At 41.4% G+C, this 21,694-nt stretch carries 20 protein-coding genes; 11 read left to right on the forward strand and 9 right to left on the reverse strand.

The genetic code is table 11. From position 1 onward, the window contains the following. Positions 1 to 287: 287 nt before the first annotated feature. Complete coding sequence (locus AB4298_RS15200) at positions 288 to 1,766, reverse strand: hypothetical protein (RefSeq protein ID WP_371987378.1); 1,479 nt, start codon at positions 1,764 to 1,766, stop codon at positions 288 to 290. Positions 1,767 to 2,281: 515 nt separating this feature from the next. Here AB4298_RS15200 and AB4298_RS15205 point away from each other — a divergent pair. From AB4298_RS15205 to AB4298_RS15220, 4 genes are all read left to right on the forward strand, one after another. Continuing rightward, the gene (locus AB4298_RS15205) at positions 2,282 to 2,602 is read left to right on the forward strand and encodes a PepSY domain-containing protein (RefSeq protein ID WP_371987380.1); all 321 of its coding nucleotides are present in this window, start codon (positions 2,282 to 2,284) and stop codon (positions 2,600 to 2,602) included. A gap of 57 nt (positions 2,603 to 2,659) precedes the next feature. After that, positions 2,660 to 3,346, forward strand: coding sequence for a response regulator transcription factor (locus AB4298_RS15210; protein ID WP_371987382.1), 687 nt, complete (start codon positions 2,660 to 2,662; stop codon positions 3,344 to 3,346). A 3-nt stretch (positions 3,347 to 3,349) separates the two neighbouring features. Then, the gene (locus AB4298_RS15215; protein ID WP_371987384.1) at positions 3,350 to 4,879 is read left to right on the forward strand and encodes an ATP-binding protein; all 1,530 of its coding nucleotides are present in this window, start codon (positions 3,350 to 3,352) and stop codon (positions 4,877 to 4,879) included. Between the two features lie 107 nt (positions 4,880 to 4,986). Continuing rightward, positions 4,987 to 6,276, forward strand: a complete 1,290-nt coding sequence (locus AB4298_RS15220; protein WP_371987385.1) for a DUF3300 domain-containing protein — start codon at positions 4,987 to 4,989, stop codon at positions 6,274 to 6,276. Between the two features lie 151 nt (positions 6,277 to 6,427). On the opposite strand, the gene AB4298_RS15225 is transcribed toward AB4298_RS15220, so the two are convergent. Then, positions 6,428 to 7,795, reverse strand: a complete 1,368-nt coding sequence (locus AB4298_RS15225) for a leucine-rich repeat-containing protein kinase family protein (protein WP_371987386.1) — start codon at positions 7,793 to 7,795, stop codon at positions 6,428 to 6,430. A gap of 195 nt (positions 7,796 to 7,990) precedes the next feature. On the opposite strand from AB4298_RS15225, the gene AB4298_RS15230 reads away from it, so the two are divergent. Next, positions 7,991 to 9,310 carry an ABC1 kinase family protein gene (locus tag AB4298_RS15230; protein WP_248998566.1) on the forward strand — a complete coding sequence of 440 codons (1,320 nt, stop codon included), beginning with the start codon at positions 7,991 to 7,993 and terminating at the stop codon, positions 9,308 to 9,310. A 139-nt stretch (positions 9,311 to 9,449) separates the two neighbouring features. On the opposite strand, the gene AB4298_RS15235 is transcribed toward AB4298_RS15230, so the two are convergent. Both AB4298_RS15235 and rsmS read right to left on the reverse strand, forming a co-directional pair. Then, the gene (locus tag AB4298_RS15235; protein ID WP_248998567.1) at positions 9,450 to 10,193 is read right to left on the reverse strand and encodes a DUF599 domain-containing protein; all 744 of its coding nucleotides are present in this window, start codon (positions 10,191 to 10,193) and stop codon (positions 9,450 to 9,452) included. Positions 10,194 to 10,308: 115 nt separating this feature from the next. Next, entirely contained in the window at positions 10,309 to 10,467 is a 159-nt protein-coding gene (rsmS, locus tag AB4298_RS15240; RefSeq protein ID WP_248998568.1) for a pleiotropic regulatory protein RsmS, read from the reverse strand. Positions 10,468 to 10,705: 238 nt separating this feature from the next. On the opposite strand from rsmS, the gene AB4298_RS15245 reads away from it, so the two are divergent. Beyond that, entirely contained in the window at positions 10,706 to 10,933 is a 228-nt protein-coding gene (locus AB4298_RS15245; protein ID WP_248998569.1) for a hypothetical protein, read from the forward strand. A 91-nt stretch (positions 10,934 to 11,024) separates the two neighbouring features. On the opposite strand, the gene AB4298_RS15250 is transcribed toward AB4298_RS15245, so the two are convergent. Both AB4298_RS15250 and AB4298_RS15255 read right to left on the reverse strand, forming a co-directional pair. Next, positions 11,025 to 11,762 (reverse strand): hypothetical protein, encoded by a 738-nt coding sequence (locus AB4298_RS15250; RefSeq protein WP_371987388.1) that lies wholly within the window; start codon positions 11,760 to 11,762, stop codon positions 11,025 to 11,027. 155 nt (positions 11,763 to 11,917) lie between these two features. Continuing rightward, a complete protein-coding gene (locus AB4298_RS15255; protein ID WP_248998571.1) occupies positions 11,918 to 12,703 on the reverse strand; it encodes an ABC transporter permease in 786 nt (261 codons plus the stop codon). A 303-nt stretch (positions 12,704 to 13,006) separates the two neighbouring features. Here AB4298_RS15255 and pepT point away from each other — a divergent pair, with 303 nt between their 5' ends. The 4 genes from pepT (at position 13,007) to AB4298_RS15275 (ending at position 16,631) form a co-directional block, all read left to right on the forward strand. Continuing rightward, the gene (gene pepT, locus AB4298_RS15260) at positions 13,007 to 14,230 is read left to right on the forward strand and encodes a peptidase T (protein WP_371987389.1); all 1,224 of its coding nucleotides are present in this window, start codon (positions 13,007 to 13,009) and stop codon (positions 14,228 to 14,230) included. Positions 14,231 to 14,394: 164 nt separating this feature from the next. Continuing rightward, positions 14,395 to 15,087 carry a Rossmann-fold NAD(P)-binding domain-containing protein gene (locus tag AB4298_RS15265; RefSeq protein ID WP_371987390.1) on the forward strand — a complete coding sequence of 231 codons (693 nt, stop codon included), beginning with the start codon at positions 14,395 to 14,397 and terminating at the stop codon, positions 15,085 to 15,087. 141 nt (positions 15,088 to 15,228) lie between these two features. Beyond that, positions 15,229 to 16,002 carry a tRNA (adenine(22)-N(1))-methyltransferase gene (locus AB4298_RS15270; protein ID WP_371987391.1) on the forward strand — a complete coding sequence of 258 codons (774 nt, stop codon included), beginning with the start codon at positions 15,229 to 15,231 and terminating at the stop codon, positions 16,000 to 16,002. 98 nt (positions 16,003 to 16,100) lie between these two features. Then, the gene (locus AB4298_RS15275) at positions 16,101 to 16,631 is read left to right on the forward strand and encodes an NUDIX hydrolase (protein WP_371987392.1); all 531 of its coding nucleotides are present in this window, start codon (positions 16,101 to 16,103) and stop codon (positions 16,629 to 16,631) included. A 94-nt stretch (positions 16,632 to 16,725) separates the two neighbouring features. Here AB4298_RS15275 and AB4298_RS15280 read toward each other — a convergent pair whose 3' ends face one another. From AB4298_RS15280 to gltS, 3 genes are all read right to left on the reverse strand, one after another. Then, positions 16,726 to 17,088, reverse strand: coding sequence for a DUF6768 family protein (locus AB4298_RS15280; protein WP_371987393.1), 363 nt, complete (start codon positions 17,086 to 17,088; stop codon positions 16,726 to 16,728). A gap of 8 nt (positions 17,089 to 17,096) precedes the next feature. Further along, positions 17,097 to 17,582 (reverse strand): RNA polymerase sigma factor, encoded by a 486-nt coding sequence (locus AB4298_RS15285; RefSeq protein ID WP_371987394.1) that lies wholly within the window; start codon positions 17,580 to 17,582, stop codon positions 17,097 to 17,099. 194 nt (positions 17,583 to 17,776) lie between these two features. Next, positions 17,777 to 19,006 (reverse strand): sodium/glutamate symporter, encoded by a 1,230-nt coding sequence (gltS, locus tag AB4298_RS15290; RefSeq protein WP_248998578.1) that lies wholly within the window; start codon positions 19,004 to 19,006, stop codon positions 17,777 to 17,779. 680 nt (positions 19,007 to 19,686) lie between these two features. On the opposite strand from gltS, the gene AB4298_RS15295 reads away from it, so the two are divergent. Beyond that, positions 19,687 to 21,642 carry a beta strand repeat-containing protein gene (locus tag AB4298_RS15295; protein WP_371987395.1) on the forward strand — a complete coding sequence of 652 codons (1,956 nt, stop codon included), beginning with the start codon at positions 19,687 to 19,689 and terminating at the stop codon, positions 21,640 to 21,642. Positions 21,643 to 21,694 lie beyond the last annotated feature (52 nt).

Raw genomic sequence — 21,694 nt, forward strand, 5'->3', positions numbered from 1 at the left:
TGCCGTGACACGCTATGAATACATCCCTGTAAGCTCGGCCATGACGTCCATGTCATGGACGGTCACAGCCGTATCTACACTTGATAATTGGAGTAATCATTAGGTTGTAGAGTTTGGTTTTTAACTAGGAAATGCCCCAAAACCATTCAGTGAAAGTACTCAGAAGCAGAGTGTGACAGTTGGTTTTACTTAACTTTTCCATCCCTGCCACGCTTTAGTGTGAAGATAAATCTCTTTATTATAATTCAAGCTACAGATGTGATATTTCTGAAGTAGTTATTTTATAATTAAGGTTTTGGATCACTTAACTGTCCAAACCCATCTATATACTGAGGTAAGGTTTTATCAAAACCAACCTCGTCAATTCCTTTACTTTTAAATGTAGAAAACAACTGGATGGCAAGTATAACTGTAGTGGCAGTGAACAGAACAGCGTCAAAACTAAGCCCCTTTTTTAAAGGACTTCCATGAGCAATTGAACTTCTTGCATTGTATAATTCTATTGCTTTGGATTCGACATTATCCTGATAGGTATTTATGGCTATTGTTCTTCTAATGAATGTGTCTTTGAATCTGTCACTGTCGATATCACTTCTTTTTGAGTCAGATTTGAAATTAATTAGAGATTCTATAGCTACGGCTAGTTTGACTATTCTAGTTTCATTATTATCTTCATTGATTGCATCTGCTAGCCACCTTAAAGAACGCTCAATTAAACCGCCTAGAGATTTATCAAAATCAGCATTGTTTAATATTTTATCAGGCACGCTAAAAAGCAAATTATGTAGTTTTGCTTCCGATGATAGACTGTTTTCGAAAAGGTCCCAGAATTTTTCAGAGGATTTTTTATTGTAGTTAAAATGATATGACGAATTATCAGTTAACTCTCTTCCTCTTATTCCTGCCAGAAAAAATGTCATATAGTGTGGCTGCCTATCACTGTCCTTGACGAAAGGACCTTCGCTTGCTGTATTTCCAAATGTAGAGCCATGTAAAGCTTGCAATATGTTTATAGCTGCCTCTTTAGCACGCATTGCTCTATCTGTAGAGTATTTATATGACGCCTTAACATTAGAGAGTATATTTATATTATAGTTAGGCTTGAATGTTCTAGTATGCATATATTGTTCAACAGATTCATCATCAAGCGAAAGATCGCTTTCATTTATTAATGAAATACTCTGATATAGCTCAATATTTTTATCCAATCCCATAACAAAAACAGGAAACTTAAACTCATACTTCTCAAACTCAGCCTTGAAGTTGATTATTTTATTGCAAATTATTTTTTGTAAGAGTTTTCTCTGTTCAGCTTCATCTGGAAAATGAGTTATGGATAACAACTCGTTAATATATTGAAATGCAATACAATCAACCAAATTATGCCCCTCTTCGCTTAGGCAGCGTAACTGATTACTTCTAATTAGTTTTTCTGAGACTGTTCTTGTTATGCATACGGTTTTCTTGCTTTTATGAAATTGTTGAACCGTTGGTATTTCCAGTTCTTTTCGTCTTTCTATTTCCTCGAATTCATCTTTGGATGATGGCCCCAAAGTTCCACCGATGATGAAACTAGAATTGTTAATATATTTTATGGGGTCTTCATTGAAGATCGCGTCTTCTTTTCCATACTCGCTATACAAATCTTCAAACAATTTATAAACATCGTTTGGTATTTGCACGTTCATTATTTGTTCCTCATGTTTGGTAAATTGCTCTACATCTAATCTTGAATGAAGTTCAACAGGTAATCCAGCAAACCGCATACTTAACTGCGAAGTTACTTGGGGACTTTAGCATAGAAAAAGTTATCTGAAAGCTCGACACTAATAGAAATTTGTAACTCGGAAATGTCCAAAAATGAGTTGAAACATCTGACTCAATAGATAATGAGTCCGATGTCGATACGGCTGTGGGCTTCGGTTTCATGGATGAAACCGCAGAGCGCCCAAGGATGGCTTTATAGCGTCCCACAGAAGTAGTGACAGGTGAGCTTCTATTAAGGTTCAACTGTAAGCCGTTGCCTTTTCTTTGCGATCTCAATGCTCACTCCATAAACAACCTACAACCGAACTAACCACATTCAGCCAGTGTTCATATAACCTTATGTATATCTATGCCCTAACTTGGCATCGACAGGATAGTTCTCGCCTTATGCTTATCTAGCCCTTGGCATATCTAAGCCATATCTATGCCTTGGCTTCGCCAAGCATTGGCAAGGTAATGACTAATCAAATAGGATCTTTTAAACTGGCTGTATCTCAACTCTTTGGTAGCGTTAATGAAAACTGCTTTATTTACTATATTTGTCGCACTTTCACTTTGCACAATCTCCCCTGTCATGGCAGCGAGTATGCATGGTTATACTGCGCTGTCAGCAGTTGCGATGAATGCAAACAAACATCAGCAGCAAAAATTAAAGGTCAGTAGTAAAGAGCAGGCTGTACAGTTAGCCAAGCGCCAGTATCGCGGCAAAGTGCTAAAAGTGCAGTCTAGTCGGGTTAATGGCAATCCTGGTTATAGCGTAAAGCTACTGTCCAATGACGGTGTGGTGTTTTATGTCAAAGTCGATGCCAGAACAGGCCGTGTTTCTCGCAACTAGCTCTAGGCTATTGCTTGCAACGCTTTATTATCGCGCCGTACAACAAGGACCCAGAGCATGAGATTGTTATTAATTGAAGATGATTTAGAGCTGCAATCTAATCTAAAGCAACACCTTGTCGATGCCAATTATACAGTTGACACCGCCGATGATGGCGAAATAGGCCTGTTTCAAGGCCGTGAGTATAATTACGATGCCGCCATCATTGATGTTGGCCTGCCTAAGCTTGATGGCATCGCGCTTATCACTCAGTTAAGAGCTTTAGAAATAGGTTTTCCGATTCTTATTTTAACCGCTCGTGATAGCTGGCAAGACAAGGTTGAAGGCTTAGATGCCGGTGCTGACGACTACCTCACTAAGCCATTTCACCCAGAAGAATTAGTTGCACGCTTAAAAGCACTCATTCGCCGCTCCGCCGGCAAAGCCAGCCCGATAATCACCAATGGCCCATTTAGCTTAAACACCAGTAGCTTGGAGATCACTAAGTCAGGCGAGGCCATCACTTTAAGTGGCTCTGAGTACAAATTGTTTGAATATTTAATGCTGCATATCGGCGAGGTGAAATCAAAAACTGTGCTAACAGAGCATATTTATGATCAAGATTTTGATTTAGATTCAAACGTAATTGAGGTGTTTATTCGCCGTTTACGTAAAAAACTCGACCCTGATAATCAGCTAGGCCTGATTGAAACCCTTCGCGGTCAAGGCTATCGCCTTGTCTCTCTTAGCAATCACAGCAGTTAACCAATGCATCGACTTAAGCGTTTGCCTCAACTTATGCATTCATTAAAAGCGCGCCTTATAATCAGTGCAATGCTGCTGGTGTTAGTGTTATTGCCCATTGTTGGTGTCACCCTAAATGATGCCTTTAAACTGCAAGTCAAAAGCGCTTCAGTCAAAGAGCTCAAAGCCTATGTTTATTCCATTTTGGCGGTGACCGAAGTCGACAACCAACAGCTATTAATGCCTGAAGTGCTATTAGAAAATCAGTTCAATGTGATTCAATCTGGTTTATACGCTTTGATTACGGTTCCAGTAAATCCAAGCGCCGAAAACCTTACAGATGCCACGGATGACTTTACGGCAAAGTTTATCGAAAATAAGCCTTTAGAAAATCAATCCACAACAAAAAACCAGCAAGCCAACCCGAATAATAAAGATGCTCGCAAAGTCGCATGGCGCTCAAACTCTCTACTTGGAATTGATCTGTCTGCAGCGATCACAACTGCAGTGCATACCGCAGCGATATTTCCGCAGCCGGAAAAAGGCCAAGGCCAGTTTAGTGAGATTATGCTTAACGGCGAACCGCATTTGGTTTATGGCTTTAGTGCCAGCTTTGAAACTGAGCAGCTCAACAAACTGGGCGAACCGCAACTGACACGCTTTCCCTTTACGGTTTATATCATCAAAGACCAACACGATTATCAGCTGCAGGTACAGGCATTTAATCAACAGCTTTGGCGCTGGTTATTGATTTTAATGGCTGCACTACTCACGATTCAAATATTGTGGCTATGGTGGACGTTAAAACCGCTGACTCGGTTGCAACGCGAATTAGCCGCTATCGAAAACGGCCAAGCCAATAAATTAGATGAGCACTACCCGACTGAACTTAACGCGGTGGCGAAACAGCTTAATACCTTGCTCAATACCGAACAAAATCAACGTAAACGTTATCGAAACGCCTTAGCTGATCTCGCCCACAGTTTGAAAACACCTTTGGCAGTGATTCAAAGTCAAAAAGACTTAAGCCCCCAGTCGTTTGACCAAGTTAGCCATATTAATCGTATTATCGGCCATCAGCTTAAACGCGCTCAGTCCGCGGCAGGTTCAGGATGGCACTTAGGGGTTGCTCTGGCTGAAGTGTCAGACAAACTGGTGCGTAACTTGCCCAAAATTTACTGTCAGCCAGCAATAACTATTACTGAAGATGTCGATAGAAATGCGATTTTCAAAGGTGATGCAAGCGACTTAACCGAGATCCTTGGTAACCTGTTAGATAACGCCTGTAAAGCGGCAAACGCCCAAGTGCTGTTTCAGGTAAAAACCGAGCATGCTCAGCTTGTCATTACCATTGAAGACGACGGTGTGGGGATAGACGAAGCGCTACATGCTCAAATATTTGAACGTGGCATTCGCGCAGATACTTATCAACAAGGCCACGGCATTGGCTTAGCCATTGTGCGCGACTTAGTCGATAGCTATCAAGGTCAATTAGCGGTTAGCCGTTCAACAACTCTCGGCGGCGCTAAGTTTCAGCTTAGCTTTAAACACTAACTAGCTTATTAGTTTTAGATTACCTACAGTGTGTTTTTCACTTTCAGCTTATGTTCATCTTGGCTTTTTTATACTGCTGCTAACGTATAAAAAGGTCAGGAGTTCACATGAACAGACTCAAAAAATGGTGTTGCCTGTCACTTGTTATCGCAATGCCTTTGATAATGCCAGTGACTGCAGTTAACGCCGAACAAAACCAGTTTGAGCAAAATCAATATAGTGAGGGACAACTTGCACAAATGCTGGCGCCTATCGCCCTTTATCCCGATAGTTTACTGACCCATATCCTGATTGCAGCGACCTACCCGCTTGAAGTGGTTCAGGCTCATCGCTGGCAGCAGTCGAAACAGCACTTATCGACCCAAAAACAAATCGATAAAGCCCAAAATAAAGATTGGGACCCAAGTGTGGTTGCGCTGATAGCCTTCCCGAATGTACTACAAAAGCTCAGTGAAGATCTTGATTGGACTCAATCATTAGGTGATGCCTTTTTACAAGATGAAGCTCAAGTGCTCGCCAGTATTCAAACCCTGAGACAAGAGGCTGACAATGCCAATAGTCTTGAGCAGATGGAAAACATGCAAGTCACTCGCGTGAGTAATCAGATCATTATTGAGCCGGTACGCAAAGAAATTGTTTATGTGCCCTACTATGACCCAAGAACCGTTTACGGCTATTGGCGCTGGTATCGCTACCCGCCGGTGTATTGGGCGGTTTACCCAGGTTACGTTAGACCCAGTTATGGCCATTTTTATTGGCGCGCCGGCGTACACATTAGCTTTAACTATTACTTTAGTGCATTTCATTGGCATAAGCGCCATGTGGTTGTAGTGCATCACCATAACTCGCATAAATATCGTCACCGCGGCCGTATTGTCACCAGTCACGGTGCCAAACGCTGGGCACATAAACCACAACATAGACGCGGCGTGGCATACAGCAGCGGTGCACTTAGGCATAAATATAATCGCCACCAGCCAAATAGAGCGAGTGACAACAAACATGCGCGAACGCCTTATTCGCCAAAGCACTCGTATAAAGCCAATCTGCACCGCCGAGATCTAAATCGCGCAGACGATGTAGTTCGTAAGATGAACCGTATAAACAGCCGTGAGCGAGTTAACAGCCATGAGCGCATAAGCAGCCATGAGCGTATGAACAACCCTAAGCCAGTAACAAACCATGCGCGCTCGAAAGCTCATTCACAGCTAAAAAGCTACCAATCTAAAAGAGAGCATCAACAAGCAGACAAACGCCACCATCAAAGCCATAAAGCTACGGTAAGCAAACAGCGGCAATCAAACCCGCAATCACGAGCAAATAGGTATCAACCTACTAACAAAGGCTACAACAGCCATAACAAAAGTCAGAGCCAGCATCGTCACAGAAAAGATTAAATTATTGATTGTTGAGTTTGGGCTAAATAAAAAAACGCCATCAATTAACTATTGATGGCGTTTTCATTAATCAAATATAAGGCTCATTCACTCATATCCGACTCAATTACATGACTGATAAAGCACTGCTATAAATGACAACCGCAAATCTTTAAGCAACTGTCTTCTCAGCTTCTACTCGCTCGATATACTGCTGTAGTAATACTTCAATTTCATCAAAGCGCGGTCGTAAAGTGAGATCTGGCTGCATACACGCAGCTCGCAACGCTGTCAGCTCGGTTAACACAGCTTGCGAAGCTGATTCTGCTTGTAAGCAATGCGCTAACAAATCGTCAATTAAGCAGCCTAATGCGCGTACTTCAATACTTTGCATGGCTTCTCTTTGCAACAAAGGTAACTTTTGCAAATTAGTCGCTGCGCCAAAATCGCCAAAAAGCACATCAGCGCCTTGGTACATTGTATTGTGAGCATAAATATCACCATGGCTTACCTGATGACGGTGCAAATGATTTAAGCCTGATGCCATCTGTTTTAACATCATTAAAATGCTATTTAATGTAAAACTCGAATCATCAGTAAAAGTATCACGCGTGCAAGTTTGCAGTGACGGCGGTAAGCCTAAGTTAGCGTATTGGCTCGGAATAAGCTCCATCACTAAACCTAGCGTATCGGTTTGATTTATCTGCGCAACAACCTTGATTAGATTATCGTGTTGCCCCGCTTGTAAGCAGTTAAGCAGCTCATCTTTAGGATAACCGTCGCTGGTAACTTCGCCTTTAAAAATCTTTACCGCGATATAAGCATCTGTGCCCTCGAGCTCTTTGGGTTGCTTAATCCATTTAGCGCGATAAATCACCCCTGAAGCACCTTGACCAATCACTTCTTTGAACTCTATATCCTCAAGGTTGATCAAAGGCATGTTGACTTCATCACTCGGTAAAGCTTGATAACTCGCAGCTTGATTTAGCGGGTTGCCATCAAGGGCTAACCAGCTTAGTTTTGGCATTTGGAACAACCAGTTAGGTAGCGAAGTCAGCGCATTGGCAGACAATCTAGCCAGCTCTAACGCGCGACAATTCGCCATTGACTCTGGTAATTTAGATAACCGATTGCCCGCTAGCGCAAGCTTTTGTAAGCGATGTAATCGCCCCATATCTTCAGGCAATGATGTGAGCTGATTATCAGTTAAAATTAACCAACGCGTATTATCAGGTAATACTTGCTCACCAATCTGCTGAAGCTTATTCGATTTAAAACTAATCATCTCAAGCTTAGGGCACATGGCTAAGACTGCTGGGATAGTCTCAAAGCAATTATTAGTTAGAAACAAAATTCTTAATTGGGCTAATTTAGCAAAACTGTCAGGCAAATCGATAAGCTGGTTGTCAGACAAATCAAGCACTTCTAAGCTATCTGCTAGCTCAATAATCTCTAACGGAAACTCGCTTAATCCTTGCTTCAAATACAGTTGGCTCACACCGGCCAACTCTCCTGACTGTAACTGCTCAATAGTATGCAAAACCTAAACCCTAGCTCAGATGAAAAATAGCCGGCAATACTATAGGATTCTCTTGTGCATATAAAGTTGTATCCTTATCGTCTCGGCAGCTAAATCTGATTCAGCACTGATCCATATCAGTTTTTTAGCGTATTGAAAAAGCAGATGATTTTAGACATTAATAATATCAAGCTGTTTTATTGAGAAGGCCTAAAAATGAATAAATCTCAAACCGCTAAGGTACCAACAAGCCGCTTATCACGCTTTTCATCTCTAGGCGGATTGGCCTCCCGCTTAGCGGGAAACATCATGCTTGAAGGTGCGAAGAAACTAAGTCAGGGACAGTCTCCTAAATTACAAGATTTAGTACTCACTCCAAAAAATATTTCTCATGTAGCAGACAAATTAGCGCAAATGCGCGGCGCGGCGATGAAAGTAGGCCAAATGCTGTCTATGGACTCTGGCGAATTAATGCCAAAAGAGCTGAGTGAGCTACTGGCTAGACTACGTGCTGACGCTAAAACCATGCCCCACAAACAGCTCATTGAGATCCTCAAGCGTAATTGGGGTGAAGATTGGTTATCACCCTTTGCTCACTTTGAGCTGCGTCCTTTTGCGGCAGCCTCAATTGGTCAGGTTCATAAAGCCACTTTAGCCAATGGTACGGAGCTGGCAGTGAAAGTGCAGTACCCGGGGATCCGTAATAGCATCGACAGTGATATTGATAATGTCGCGACCTTGTTGCGTGTTTCGCAATTAATTCCCAAGAATGTGCAATTCGATCGATTACTCTCTGAAGCCAAAAAACAGTTACACACTGAAGCAGATTATCGAATTGAGCTCAACATGCTTAAGCGATATCAAACGTTACTAAGTGATGATGAATCCTTCATTCTGCCAAGCCCTATTGAGCATCTATGTACCGAAGACCTTCTCGTTATGGAATATGTTGAAGGTGAAAATATTGAGTCCGCAGAATACTTAAGCCAAGGCAGCCGTAACGCAATTGCCAGTAAAATGCTGCTGCTTTTCTTTAGGGAATTATTTGAATTCAATCTGATCCAGTCCGATCCTAATTTTGCCAATTTTCAGTACCAAACTAATTCTCGAAAAATCGTTTTGCTCGACTTTGGCGCAACTCGTGAGATCCCAAAACCATTATCCCAACAATATAAACAATTGATGCAGGCCGCTATTGATAATGACCGTGAAAAGATGGCGGCAGCTGCGCAGGAGATTGGATTTTTTAGAGACGCAATAGATGCGCAACAAAAAGCACTTATCGTGGATATTTTTTATCAGGCCTGTGAACCACTAAGAGGTGAAACTGAGTATGACTTTGGCAGCAGTAATTTAGCCCAACGGATCAAAGCTGCAGGAATGGCAATGAGCTCAGAAGCCGATAAATGGCATACTCCGCCAGTCGATGCCATTTTTATTCACCGAAAACTGGCTGGCATGTATTTATTAGCCTCAAAGCTTAATGCACAAGTTGATGTAAAATCGATATTTAAGCAATTTATGACTAGTGGCTAAGTAGCTAAAAATAAAAGTAACTACAAAAATGTTGCTCCGATGCTATCACGACGGTGCTGTGTATAAGCGTGCTCTCGCTGAGCGAGAGCTATAACTATTCAGACTACTGTTTCATTTGGCTAATTATTAACTTAGCCCCCTATTCATCTGCAGGTTTAAACTTATTCTCTCTCTCAGCTCTTAGTAGCTCTTGCCCTTTAGTAATAGCAATAACGGCTTTGGACTTAAACTCGCGACGATACAGTGTCACAACCACAAAAATGCTCGCTGCGATAAAGGCTATTGGGTGGAAGAACCAGCATAGAGCCGCCATAGAGAAGTAATATGAACGCAAACCATAGTTATAAGAATGAGTCGCTTGATCTTGCACTGTAGCCATTTGCTTAGCATAACGGCGCAGATTCTCATTCTTACCTTCTTTATCTACTGGCGCAGCGCCAACCATGACGTTCAAAAATCCATATTGACGCATCGACCAGGTAAACTGGAAAAACGCCATGATAAAAATAAAGGTCAACATACCTAATTTGACTTGAACTAGCGCATGGTTCGGCTCAGCAGCAAAGGGAATCGTTGCTATCACAGCCTCTAAACGTTCCACTTGAGCAAAGAGTGTTAGTACACCAGCTAATACCAGTAAAGTTGTTGACGCAAAAAAGGCAATATTACGCTCAAGGTTAGCTAACAATGCCGCCTCACCAACTCTCACCTCACGCCCAATGAGCTCATGCATCCAGTGGATCCGATGTTGATGCAAACAGCGGGCAATGCAGTTAGTTGTTTTGGCTTTACGTTTGGCAAAATAGGTATAACCGACCCAACTCACGATAAAGCAAAATGGCGCAACAAGGTCGAGTAGCGAGATGGTCGTGCTTGATTCCATAATAAAAAACCAACTATAAAGTTCAATAACGTTGCTGCAAGTTGAGACAGGATTAACACTAAGTCTCACCGCAGACACAAAATAAAATGGCTAAGCGTTCACTTTTCGCGCTAAGTTAACGCTTGGCTTGTAAGTCTTGTTTAACAATTTCTAACGCTGCTAGTGCCACATCAACATCAATCTTATTACTCTCTAGCAAAAAAATAAGATCAACCGCAAGCTTAACCTCTTCCGGGGCGCTATCTAGCGGGCTAGCAGGATTTTTTTCGCTCATATTATTTCACTCTTGCACTTGGGCAATATCGGCAGAAAGTCTGGATGCGCTAGTATACTCAGAGAGTTAGCTTGCCTCAATTGTAAAACCTCAGCCCAAAGCACTGATTTACTCAAATCAAATTATCGCAGCAAACCCGATACTAAGGCTTTATTACCATCGAAAGCCTAGATATACTCACGCTATTAAGGTGCAACCTCCGTTGTGCAGAGCAAATACAAAGGCAATAAAAAACACTATGGCAAAGATGGATTTCTCGGTGATTAATGACACCACAGCAAAATCTTTTATCGAGCAAAAAAACTTAATCAAAAGAGTTTTTAAAGGTAATACCGTTCTCTGCCCTGTATGTAACCAAGCACTTTCAATGAAGCTGCCAACTAAAGGCCAAGAAGATAGTGTATCGGGTATTTGCTGCAAAAAAGGCTGTACAGACATCGAACTTGATATGGAGTTAGTGGTTTAAACACCTGCTTTTTACCAAGTCTATTAAATGGCTGCTAACTTAGGTTTGCAGCCATTTTTATTTATCGATTACCCCCTGAACAGTGCGTATATTAAAACTGATAGGTTACTCCCACACCAAAACCACTTGATGCCATATCAAACAAAAAGTCATCTTCATCGTAATCAATATCTAAATACCTAAAGCTATACTTTAGATCCCAGTTTTCAGACAAACTCTGATTCAAGGTAAAGTTTAACGCCCAAGAAAGCTGGCTTCCGACGCCAAAGCCTGCTAACTCAGCACGACTATTAAGATAAAATGTCTCATTGATAGCCCACTGGTTTTTCAAACCAAACATTGGGTCTATCCAGTCATCACCAAAGCTAGGCGTTCTTTGTTGATCAATAATACGAACATCAAGTTTATTGTTGACGTCAACAAACCTAACGCCAACAAAGCTGTACCATTGCATATTGCCCTGTTCGGAAAAACGATAGGCACTAACTAAATCCAGTAACTTTTGTTTGGCAGTTAACTTAGCAGATGCATTATCAACTTCGGCGTCATACTCAAGTCTCATATATACCAGATCTAACCACAGCTCCCAGTTACCTTTACGTGCTTGTAAATTAACTAATGCTGCACCATCTAAATTGTCAAAAATCTCACTAAACGACATATCGATATCAACAATGACTGACTGATTATTTCTGTCTACATAGCCAGTCTGCCCTTGCTGACTCACCGCCCAAAGATATGGAGAGATCTCAAACTGCCACTCTTCAGCAACCGTGTAACTCGACCCCAAAATAAACAAAACTAACGCAATAATAAATGACTTAAACATAGGCTATCCATTTCCCCTATTGAGTATTAGGCGCTGTGGAATAAATACCTGGCACGATACTTAACCAAGTCGGTATAAAAGAATCACAAGCGCTACAACTATCAAGATTAGTTGATTTTTTTTAACTTGTTAGCACAAATTAGGAGTCAAATGATTTAATCGGAGTTTTGTTCATAAGCGATTTTGACTCGCCCTGTAGAAGTGATAGCCCGGCGAACACACAAGACCAATGTCGCTGCGACAGAGACCACTAACGTCACAAAGATAGCAACCGAAATAACCAACTGGTATTTAATGGCGATAAGCGGATCGACTCCCCCCAGGATTTGTCCAGTCATCATGCCAGGTAAAGTCACTAGACCCATTGTTGCCATCGACGCCAGTATTGGTGCAAAAGCTTGCTGCATTGCGGTTTGTAAAAAAGGCAGGCTCGCTTGGTTTGCTGTTGCGCCTAATGCTAATGCACCATGGTACTCGGCTTTCCTATCGTTAAAAGCCCCAAAAAGTCGCTGCAAAGCGACAATGTTGCCACTCAAACAATTGCCAAGTAACATGCCTGCCGTCGGAATTAGGTATTGTGCAGTGTATAAAGGCTCTGGTGACAACAGGTAAACAATCATAAGCCAAAGTACAGGGACTAAACCTAAAATTAAGCCACTAAACACAGGGAAATAGAGCACCTTTCTAGGTAATTTGGCTTTAGTAATAATCGCGCTACTGCCCACTAGTACCATCAACAATAACCAAGCAAAATTGATCCAAATATTATCTAACTCAAACAAATATTGTAGATATAAGCCCACTAGCACTAACTGCAGGGTCATACGAACAACAGCCCAAGTCATGTCACGAGTCAGTTGCAGCTGAAAATATCGGCCTATTGCCATTGGCACCAATAGTACCAACATGAATAACCCCAACTGTAACCAACCTATATCCATTTTTATCTCTCGGATCTGCTAAAAATAATGATTGCACAATAAAACCAAACTTATATTGCCAGAGTAACCTTAAACCTGAATGGCTAACAGTAAATAAGAAACTCAACGCATTGTTTAAATGTAAAAACAAATCGATTTATCGTTAGCTAAGCGCAAAATACTTAGGTTTAGTTTCGAAAGTTTCCCCTAGAGGCACCTAGAAGAAATCTGTGGCCATTTAGAAAAACTTGATCAATATCTAATGAATTGAGGTTTTGACTTGTTAGACTCTGGTCACTTTTTGCTATTTTAGAAAATACGATTATGAAGCAACAGATACTTGAACGGTTCTTAAGCTACGTCAGTTTCAACACCCAATCTGACAGCCAAAGCCAAAGCGTACCTAGCACTGACAACCAATTTAAATTTGCTCAACATCTTCGCCAAGAGCTAATAAGCTTAGGATTTGAAGAAGTACAATTGTCAGATAAAGGTTACTTAACCGCAACTGTTGCAGCAAATGTTGCCGATGCACCTTGCATTGGTTTTATTGCGCATTTAGATACGGCGCCAGATTACAGTGGCGAAAATGTACACCCACAAATTATTGAAAACTATAACGGCAAAGATATTCAGTTAGGCCTTGAAGAGGTGCTTTCTCCAACACAGTTTACCAGCCTAAATGCTTATATTGGCAAAACTTTAATCACCACCGACGGCAAAAGTTTACTTGGCGGTGATGACAAAGCTGGGATTGCTGAAATTGTAACAGCGCTTTACTACTTGATGCAGCACCCAGAGATCCCCCACGGTAAAATTCGTTTATGCTTCACCCCAGATGAAGAAATTGGTCGCGGCGCGGACCACTTTGACGTTGAAGGGTTTAGCGCACAATGGGCTTATACCGTCGATGGTGGTCAAGTTGGTGAGCTTGAATATGAAAACTTTAACGCCGCTACAGCAGTGATCACCGCGACTGGCAATAACTGCCATCCAGGTACAGCCTATGGCGTTATGGTTAACGCTCAAACCATTGCGGCCCGATTCCACGCTAAAATGCCACTAAAAGACACCCCTGAATGCAGTCAAGATTACGACGGATTTTTTCACTTAATGAGCATGGAAGGCGTGACGGAAAAGGCGACACTTAGCTATATCATTCGCGATTTTGATTTAGAACTATTCCAGCAAAGAAAGCGCTGGCTAACGGATCTTGTTGAAAAATATAATGCGGAATTGACTATTGGCCAGTTAAGCATTGATATTCAAGACTCATATTTAAATATGAAGCAACAAGTATTGCCACACCCACATATTATCGACATTGCTAAGCAAGCGATGCAAAACTTAAATATCGAACCAATTGTAAAGCCAATTCGTGGTGGTACAGACGGTTCGCGTTTATCTTACATGGGGCTGCCATGCCCAAATCTATTTACTGGTGGCCATAACTTCCACGGTAAGCATGAATATGCTTGTTTAGAGTCAATGGAGCAAGCTACGCAAACACTAATTGAAATTGCTAAGCTAACCGCTAGTCACAAATAGATTATTAGATTATATGCAAAAAAGGCCTGTCATTCAGGCCTTTTTGTTAGTGAGCTTTGACTAAAATCGACAACTTATAGTCACAATAACAATATAAAAGTATTTGCTTCCCACTTTTAGCTCTCTACACTTAAGCTACTAAAAGGCATTAATTAGAGAACACTATGAACGCGGCACTTATCGGCGCTACAGGACTCATTGGCCAGCTATTACTGCAAAAACTTATCGACAGTGGCTGCTACGAACACATTTTACTCGTTGGTAGAAAACTGCCGCAGTATCAGGAAACTGCAGCAACAAAAGTCACTTTTATACAATGCCAGTTAAGTCAACTACCAACGCTAGCGCTGCCATTTAACATAGATCATGCTTTTTGTTGCCTCGGCACAACCATCAAACAAGCTGGTAGCCAGCAAGCCTTTATTGCTGTAGATAAAACAGCCTGCATTGAATTTATAACAAGATGCCAAGCAAACGCTAATTTTGTGATCACCGCATTAGGCGCCAATAGTCAGTCAAAAGCCTTTTATAATCGTGTTAAAGGCGAAGCTCAGAATGAACTAATCGACTTGTTAGCCAAGAGTCAGCAAGCATCATCACCCAAGCGACTATGGCTGTTTCAACCCAGTTTATTGCTAGGTAAGCGCGGGGAAAATCGCATATTAGAAGATGCGGGGAAAGGGTTGTTTAGTCTTATCTCGCCACTTTTTATTGGGCCATTACATAAATATCGCCCAATTGAAGCTGAGCAAGTTGCAGCCTCAATACTAGCTTATGCCATTAGTGCTCAAGATCCTGACAATGCCTCAATCCAACGCGTCATTGTAGTATCAAATGCTGAGATGCTAACGTCTTAACTATAACTTTTCAGTAATTGTCATTATTAACCCTTAACGACTCATTCAATACAGGCTAACTATTGCATGAATCGCTATTGACTCGGCACCTATAGCATCACGTAAAATAGCCGCCTACTTTACCCATGATTGAGTACAACCTTGAAGATTAGCCAGCGCCTAAAGTACATTAACAACATGATTCACGACCAATATGAGCATATTTGGGATTGTTGTTGTGATCATGGGCTATTGGGCGCAGCCTTGCTTAAACGTAATGCTGCCAAGGCTATCCACTTTGTTGATGTTGTGCCAGAACTCATGCACGAAATAGAGCAAAAACTAACTCGTTTTTATCCAGTTACAGGCTCAACAGTACAAATAAGCTCAAATCAAAATGTTAATCAACACAATAGCGTGTGGCAGATACACTGCGCTGATGTTGGTAAGATTCAACTGGCACCGATTTCTGAGTCACAACTGATAATTATCGCTGGAGTGGGTGGCGATCTGACGATTAGCTTAGTCGCAGAGATCATTGCCCGTCATCCTAATCATACTCTTGAGTTTATTATTTGCCCCGTGCACCACACCTATAAAGTACGCCAAGCAATGCAGGACTTAGGTATGGGACTTCTCAGCGAACATTTGCTTCAGGAAAATAAACGCTTTTACGAAATTATCCATCTAATTAAATCTCCGCAGCTGCCTGAAAATACTGATGTGCCAAATGAGCCAGTGAGCCTTGTTGGCAGCGCAATGTGGGACTTTAGCCGTGATATAGATAAAGCCTATCTACAAAGTTTGCTTAATCACTATCAACGGATCGAGCAAGGTTTAGTCAACTCAAACATTAGCCAATCCCTCTCAAACAAAGGGGAAATCACCATACTTAAGCGGATTATTAAAGACTATCAAGCATTACTCAATAATTAGTTCTATCAAGCCAACGATTAATGCCTTGGACTAAAATTGACTACCAATAAGCGCTATACTCGCCCTCTTTCGAATAAATCAGCCAAAAAGAGTTATTAATGCGTCTGTTAAAATCTACCGTTCATAGCGATATTAATCACCTAAATGACGAGCAATTACGTAGCACTAGCTTTCATCGCCAAGCTGCTCGCGGGATTATCTTAAAAGGTGAAGAGATCTTAATGCTCTACACTGAACGCTACCATGATTACAGTATTCCTGGCGGTGGGATTGATACAGGCGAAAATATTCGCAGCGGGCTTATTCGTGAACTAGAAGAAGAAACCGGCGCACAGAACATTGAAGTTATTAGTGAATTTGGCCGCTATGAAGAGTTTCGCCCGTGGTACAAAGACAATATCAATGTGATGCATATGGAGTCATTCTGCTTTGTCTGCGACATTCATGCAGAACTGGGTGAAACTCGGCTAGAAGCCCATGAAATCCAAAATGGTATGACACCTGTGTGGATCAATATCCATCAAGCTATCGCTCATAATGAGCACACTATAGCTAACAGTCCTAAAAAAGGGCTATCTATTGAACGCGAAACATTCTTACTAAAGCAAATTGTTGCAGAGCTTTTGTAAAATCAATTACTGTGTGGCAGCTTATAAACACTTAAGCTGCCGTAAATTCGAATAGCTTATGCATTGAATCTATCCAGCAACTCAAGATCTATCACTATTGAAGCTTGGCAATCACTAACTCTAATCGCTTTATTTCCCGCGCAGTCGAATTTCGGTTCATCTCGTTATAGATCCACATCTTGATCGCAATTTGCATCATACTGGCCAGCAGTAATGTCACCCCCCACTTAATGAGTACTGCAGGATTTTCAGCCACAAAAAAGAACTGGTAGCCAGACCACAGCATCAAAAGGCTCAAAAATATGGCAATAATACTCATTAATACTAACCAAGTTCCTAACCGCCCCTTATAGGCATCGCCTAACATTGCGAATAGGCTAGGATCATGTTTGATTTTTTGATTAATCGTATCTGACTCTTTAGTTAATTGCTGACGAATTTTGTTATCAATATCCATAGCGGCTCCTAATCTAATGGTTGTAACGCTTGTTTTAGGCGCTCTCTTGCGCGAAATAGTCTCGACTTTACTGTACCCGTTGGGATTTCCAGCACTGCAGCAACCTCATTGAGATCCAACTGCGCCAAGTAAAATAAACAAATAACTTGACCCTCGATATCTGGCAACGCGGCAATAGCAATGGCTAAATCATGATCTTGATACTTATCTTCACTATAAAGTGGCTCAGTACCCTCCATCGAGCGATAGCGATTTTGTTGCTTAAGCATATCTAGCACTTGCCAGCGCACTAGTTTAAATACCCAAGCATTTATTGCGGCAGGATCTCGCAGCTTGCTTATCGTCTTTGATAACTTCAGCAAAGCACTTTGTACCGCATCTTCTGCAAGATGAATGTCGCCACAGAGTTTGATCGAAAAACTAATAGCACTAGGGTAAAAGTGTTGGCACAGTTCAGAAAATGCTTTGCTATCGCCAGATTGCGCCTCCAACACCCATAGCTCAACTTGTGCTTGTTGTATGCTAATAAGGCTCTCCCAAGGTTGTTTTTAATAAAGACGATACTACAGCTGAAAAGGTTCACACTATTTTATTTAATTCTTTTCACCTAAATAAAAAGGGAGCCTATGCTCCCTTCTACTCACCACTATTGCCTATTAAGCTTAAAAGTTAGTACTAAAAAGAGAAGTTAAAAATAGACAAATAAGTTAATGATCATCGCATTGATAATATCGATAAAGAAGCCACAGACTAGCGGCACAATAATAAAGGCTCTATGGGCTGCACCATACTGCTGAGTCACCGCCGTCATATTAACAATCGCAGTTGCAGTAGATCCCAGTGTGACCCCACCGAAACCCGAGCAAATAACTGCAGCTTCATAATCTTTGCCCATCATCCTAAACACCACAAAGATGGTAAACAGCACTGAAAGCGTCACTTGCACCAACATAATGACCGAAATATAAAGCAAGCTTCCCTCAAGCTCCCATATCTTCAAGCTCATTAATGCCATAGTTAAGAACATACCTAAGCAAATATCTTGAATAAGCGACAAGCCTTGACCAGCATCATCCAAGTAAGCTCTATCTTTAACTTTACGGCGATTAAGAACAGCTCGCCCAGTATTACCAACGATAATACCTGCGAGTAAACAAGCCACAAAAAGTGGCAACTTTAAACCGGCACCTTGCAGAGCAATATCAATAAAGTAACCGATAATAAGCGTGACGTTTAACCATAACCAAGCCCGTAATACTCCAAAGTAATCGACTTTAATGTGCGATGAACTGGCCTGATGGCTAGTACCAATATCCAATTCTTCGTCTTGGTTAGCCTTAACTTGATGACGCTTCATCAAATAAGCAGCAATGGGGCCACCAATTACACAAGCAGAAATTAAACCTAATGTATTGGATGCTATCCCCAGTTCATTGGCATTAGCAATTCCAAGTTCCTCAACAAACGTCGGCGTCCACGCCATCGCGGTGCCAACACCACCTATTAGTGAAATAGAGCCAGACATTAGCCCCGCTTTAGGGTCGAGTCCAAATAACGACGCGATGGTAACACCGGTAAAGTTCTGTAGAAAAATAAACACACTGGCTAACAAAATAAGAATAAGTAGTGGTTTGCCGCCTTTAATCAAAGTGGCAAAGTCAGCCTTTAAACCAATACCGGCAAAAAAATACAGTAACAAGGTATCGCGAACGGCCAAGTTGAATTCGATTTGAATATCGAACGCATAATAAAGAATACCGACAATCGCTGCACAAGCAAATCCGCCAACAACTGGTTCAGGGATACTGTATTTTCTAAGTAATTCATAACGAGATATGATGTTTTTACCAATAAATAGCGCAATAATAGCTAAGGTAAACGAGACAAAATCTTCTATTTCTATTAACTGAACTTCCATGATTATTGATCATCCCTCAATTAAAATAATGACAGTATGACGGCAAATTATTATCAAGTTTAACCGGTATCAAATGATGATTTATCACAATACTTAACCCATAAAAATAATGACTTAATTAACAATAAAGCAACACTATCATAGAGGTAATCTCAGCAATAATCATCCCTATTATTGTCTTTTATTTTGAATTTTCACGCCTATACATGAGCGTCGCCTAATCATTCCTAGTTTATTTTTTACGCCTCACAGACGTAAAACAATAGTTGCAGCGACAAACTATCGCCGATTAACAATATTTAAGCACAGAAAAACTCGTAAACCATTAATAAACAAGAATAAATGGCAAGCTGTGTCAGCTAAAAAATAGCCAAACCTACTAGGTAAAAAGATACTAGTAGTAGCTAAGAGTCTTAGCTTTAATACCAATGCTGGACGCTATAAAAAACCTCTCCCTCCATAATTTCTCGCGTTCAATTAACCATAAAGTGGACAAATGACAATCCTGCAATAGCAAGGGTGTCTTGGCTTTAAACCACACCGCTAGGTTAATAAATAAGATTTCAATGCTTGGTTACTCACACTAACCAGCTGTATGTATGACTAAGCATTCGTATGAATGCATCGAAGATCGACCAATAACCCTGCACGTTAAATTTAATGTAAAAAGGATATTACGAATGAGAAAGTTACTTCCGATTGCTGCCGCTGTTGCGATTGCTTTAAACCCAGCGTTAGCACTAGCTAACGATGCAACTATTGACCAAAATGGCAACTCTAATGTCGCTGCGACGACTCAGTCTGGTGATAACCAGCTAGCAAATACAACTCAAACTGGCGACAGCAACAATGGAACTGTGCTGCAATCAGGTGCAGACCAAATAGCAACAGTTGCTCAAAACGGTACCTCAAACATTGCCAGCACAGATCAGTCTGGTACAGGCCATAATGCAGATGTAGAGCAGCAGGGGCTTGGTAATGACGCAACGGTTACACAATCGGATACAGGTCAACTAGCTACAATATATCAAAATGGTGATGGCAATAAAGCTGCTGCGACACAATCTGGTGCAAGCCAAGCAGCGACGGTTACTCAGCAAGGTTACAGAAACACCACCACAGCTATACAATCAGGTTCAAACCAAACTGCAACAATCAACCAGGTTGGTAATAGTGAAGACTCAACAGTTACAGTTACGCAATCAGGTTTAGGCCCGAACACAGCCTCTGTAACACAAGACCACAACTTCAGAAGTGAAGCTACCGTAACTCAAGATGGAACCAATAACGGCGCAACAGTTAACCAACTGCACGTTAATGACAGTAATGCAGAAGTGAGCCAAACTGGTGATACTAACGCCGCTGATATTCGCCAATATGGTTTTGGTATTCACAACCCTGCAGGTGCAACCATTACTCAAAATGGTGCAAATAACACTGCTTCAACTAACCAAGATGTTTCTACTGATGCGCTAGCAACAGTAATGCAAAGTGGTAATCGTAACGTTGCAGATGTTGACCAGACTGATAACTCATTTGATTCAAGCATTAGCGTCACTCAATCTACAAATAGAGCTTCAGTCATTGCATCGCAAACCAATTCAGATAATTCAACAATTACGACTGTGCAAAACAACCGTTCGAATTCTTCAATTATTGCAAGCCAGACAAACGGCACCAACAACTCTATTACCGCCACTCAAACAGGTAATGCAGACCGTTCAAATGCAGACGTAAGCCAAAATGGCAGCAATAACTCAATGACGGTTTTTCAAGACCATGCATTTGACTCAACCATAACGGTTAGCCAAAATGGTTCTGGTAACACGGGTTCGGTAAACCAAGAGCATGTAGATGACAGCACTGCGTTTATCTCTGCTACTGGTGACAGCAATACGACTGTTATCCGTCAATACGGATTTGGTGCTCATGAACCAGCATCTGCATCAATTACCTCTGTAGGCAACTTAAACAACGTTAATATCAATCAAGATACGTCTTATATGGCTACAGCGACGGTCACCCAAGATGGAAACAACAATATTGTTGATATCGACCAAGAGAGTGAATCAGATAACTCTTCAGTGACTGTTAACCAGGTCAATGCAAGTGAAGCGGGTAACGTAACGGCATATCAAAACGAAGCTGCTGATTCAGTTATTACAGTTAACCAATCAGGCGTAAATGCGTCATCTGTTATCGTAAATCAATCTGGCTCAGTGCTAACTGCGCTAGTAAACCAAACAGATACTATCGGTGGATCAGCAACCGTTAACCAAACAGGCGTTGAGTTAGATGCAACAGTGACTCAATCAGGTTTAGAAAACACTGCTGATGTGATGCAAAGCAACACATTAAACGTAGCTAATGTGCAGCAATTTGGTGAGTTTGGTGCAGCAGATATCGACCAAACTGGCGCTGATAACGATGCTTTCGTTTATCAACTTGGTGGTGCATATAACGAAGCAACTGTACTACAAGTTGGTGATGGTAATACTGCAACAATTAACCAAGATGGTGTTGGTACTGCAGTAGCGCTTAACTCAGCATCTATCACTCAGAATGGTCTAGCCGATACAGCTACCATTACCCAAACGGGTGGTTACGGCAATATGGCAACCATCGTACAAAACTAATTTAGTTTTACTGCAAGTAAAATAAAAAGGGGAGCTATTTAGCTCCCCTTTT

The sequence above is a fragment of the Shewanella sp. 10N.261.52.F9 genome (assembly GCF_041471165.1).
GTDB classification, from domain to species: domain Bacteria; phylum Pseudomonadota; class Gammaproteobacteria; order Enterobacterales; family Shewanellaceae; genus Shewanella; species Shewanella marinintestina.

Bases quoted from the DNA above. Each gene is read 5' to 3' on its own strand.
- AB4298_RS15250 (WP_371987388.1), bottom strand. From the start codon at position 11,762: ATGTTTAAGTCATTTATTATTGCGTTAGTTTTGTTTATTTTGGGGTCG.
- AB4298_RS15255 (WP_248998571.1), bottom strand. From the start codon at position 12,703: ATGGATATAGGTTGGTTACAGTTGGGGTTATTCATGTTGGTACTATTG.
- AB4298_RS15245 (WP_248998569.1), top strand. From the start codon at position 10,706: ATGGCAAAGATGGATTTCTCGGTGATTAATGACACCACAGCAAAATCT.
- AB4298_RS15235 (WP_248998567.1), bottom strand. From the start codon at position 10,193: ATGGAATCAAGCACGACCATCTCGCTACTCGACCTTGTTGCGCCATTT.
- rsmS (WP_248998568.1), bottom strand. From the start codon at position 10,467: ATGAGCGAAAAAAATCCTGCTAGCCCGCTAGATAGCGCCCCGGAAGAG.
- AB4298_RS15280 (WP_371987393.1), bottom strand. From the start codon at position 17,088: ATGGATATTGATAACAAAATTCGTCAGCAATTAACTAAAGAGTCAGAT.
- AB4298_RS15275 (WP_371987392.1), top strand. From the start codon at position 16,101: ATGCGTCTGTTAAAATCTACCGTTCATAGCGATATTAATCACCTAAAT.
- AB4298_RS15215 (WP_371987384.1), top strand. From the start codon at position 3,350: ATGCATCGACTTAAGCGTTTGCCTCAACTTATGCATTCATTAAAAGCG.
- AB4298_RS15220 (WP_371987385.1), top strand. From the start codon at position 4,987: ATGAACAGACTCAAAAAATGGTGTTGCCTGTCACTTGTTATCGCAATG.
- AB4298_RS15295 (WP_371987395.1), top strand. From the start codon at position 19,687: ATGAGAAAGTTACTTCCGATTGCTGCCGCTGTTGCGATTGCTTTAAAC.
- pepT (WP_371987389.1), top strand. From the start codon at position 13,007: ATGAAGCAACAGATACTTGAACGGTTCTTAAGCTACGTCAGTTTCAAC.
- AB4298_RS15265 (WP_371987390.1), top strand. From the start codon at position 14,395: ATGAACGCGGCACTTATCGGCGCTACAGGACTCATTGGCCAGCTATTA.
- gltS (WP_248998578.1), bottom strand. From the start codon at position 19,006: ATGGAAGTTCAGTTAATAGAAATAGAAGATTTTGTCTCGTTTACCTTA.
- AB4298_RS15230 (WP_248998566.1), top strand. From the start codon at position 7,991: ATGAATAAATCTCAAACCGCTAAGGTACCAACAAGCCGCTTATCACGC.
- AB4298_RS15210 (WP_371987382.1), top strand. From the start codon at position 2,660: ATGAGATTGTTATTAATTGAAGATGATTTAGAGCTGCAATCTAATCTA.
- AB4298_RS15200 (WP_371987378.1), bottom strand. From the start codon at position 1,766: ATGCGGTTTGCTGGATTACCTGTTGAACTTCATTCAAGATTAGATGTA.
- AB4298_RS15205 (WP_371987380.1), top strand. From the start codon at position 2,282: ATGAAAACTGCTTTATTTACTATATTTGTCGCACTTTCACTTTGCACA.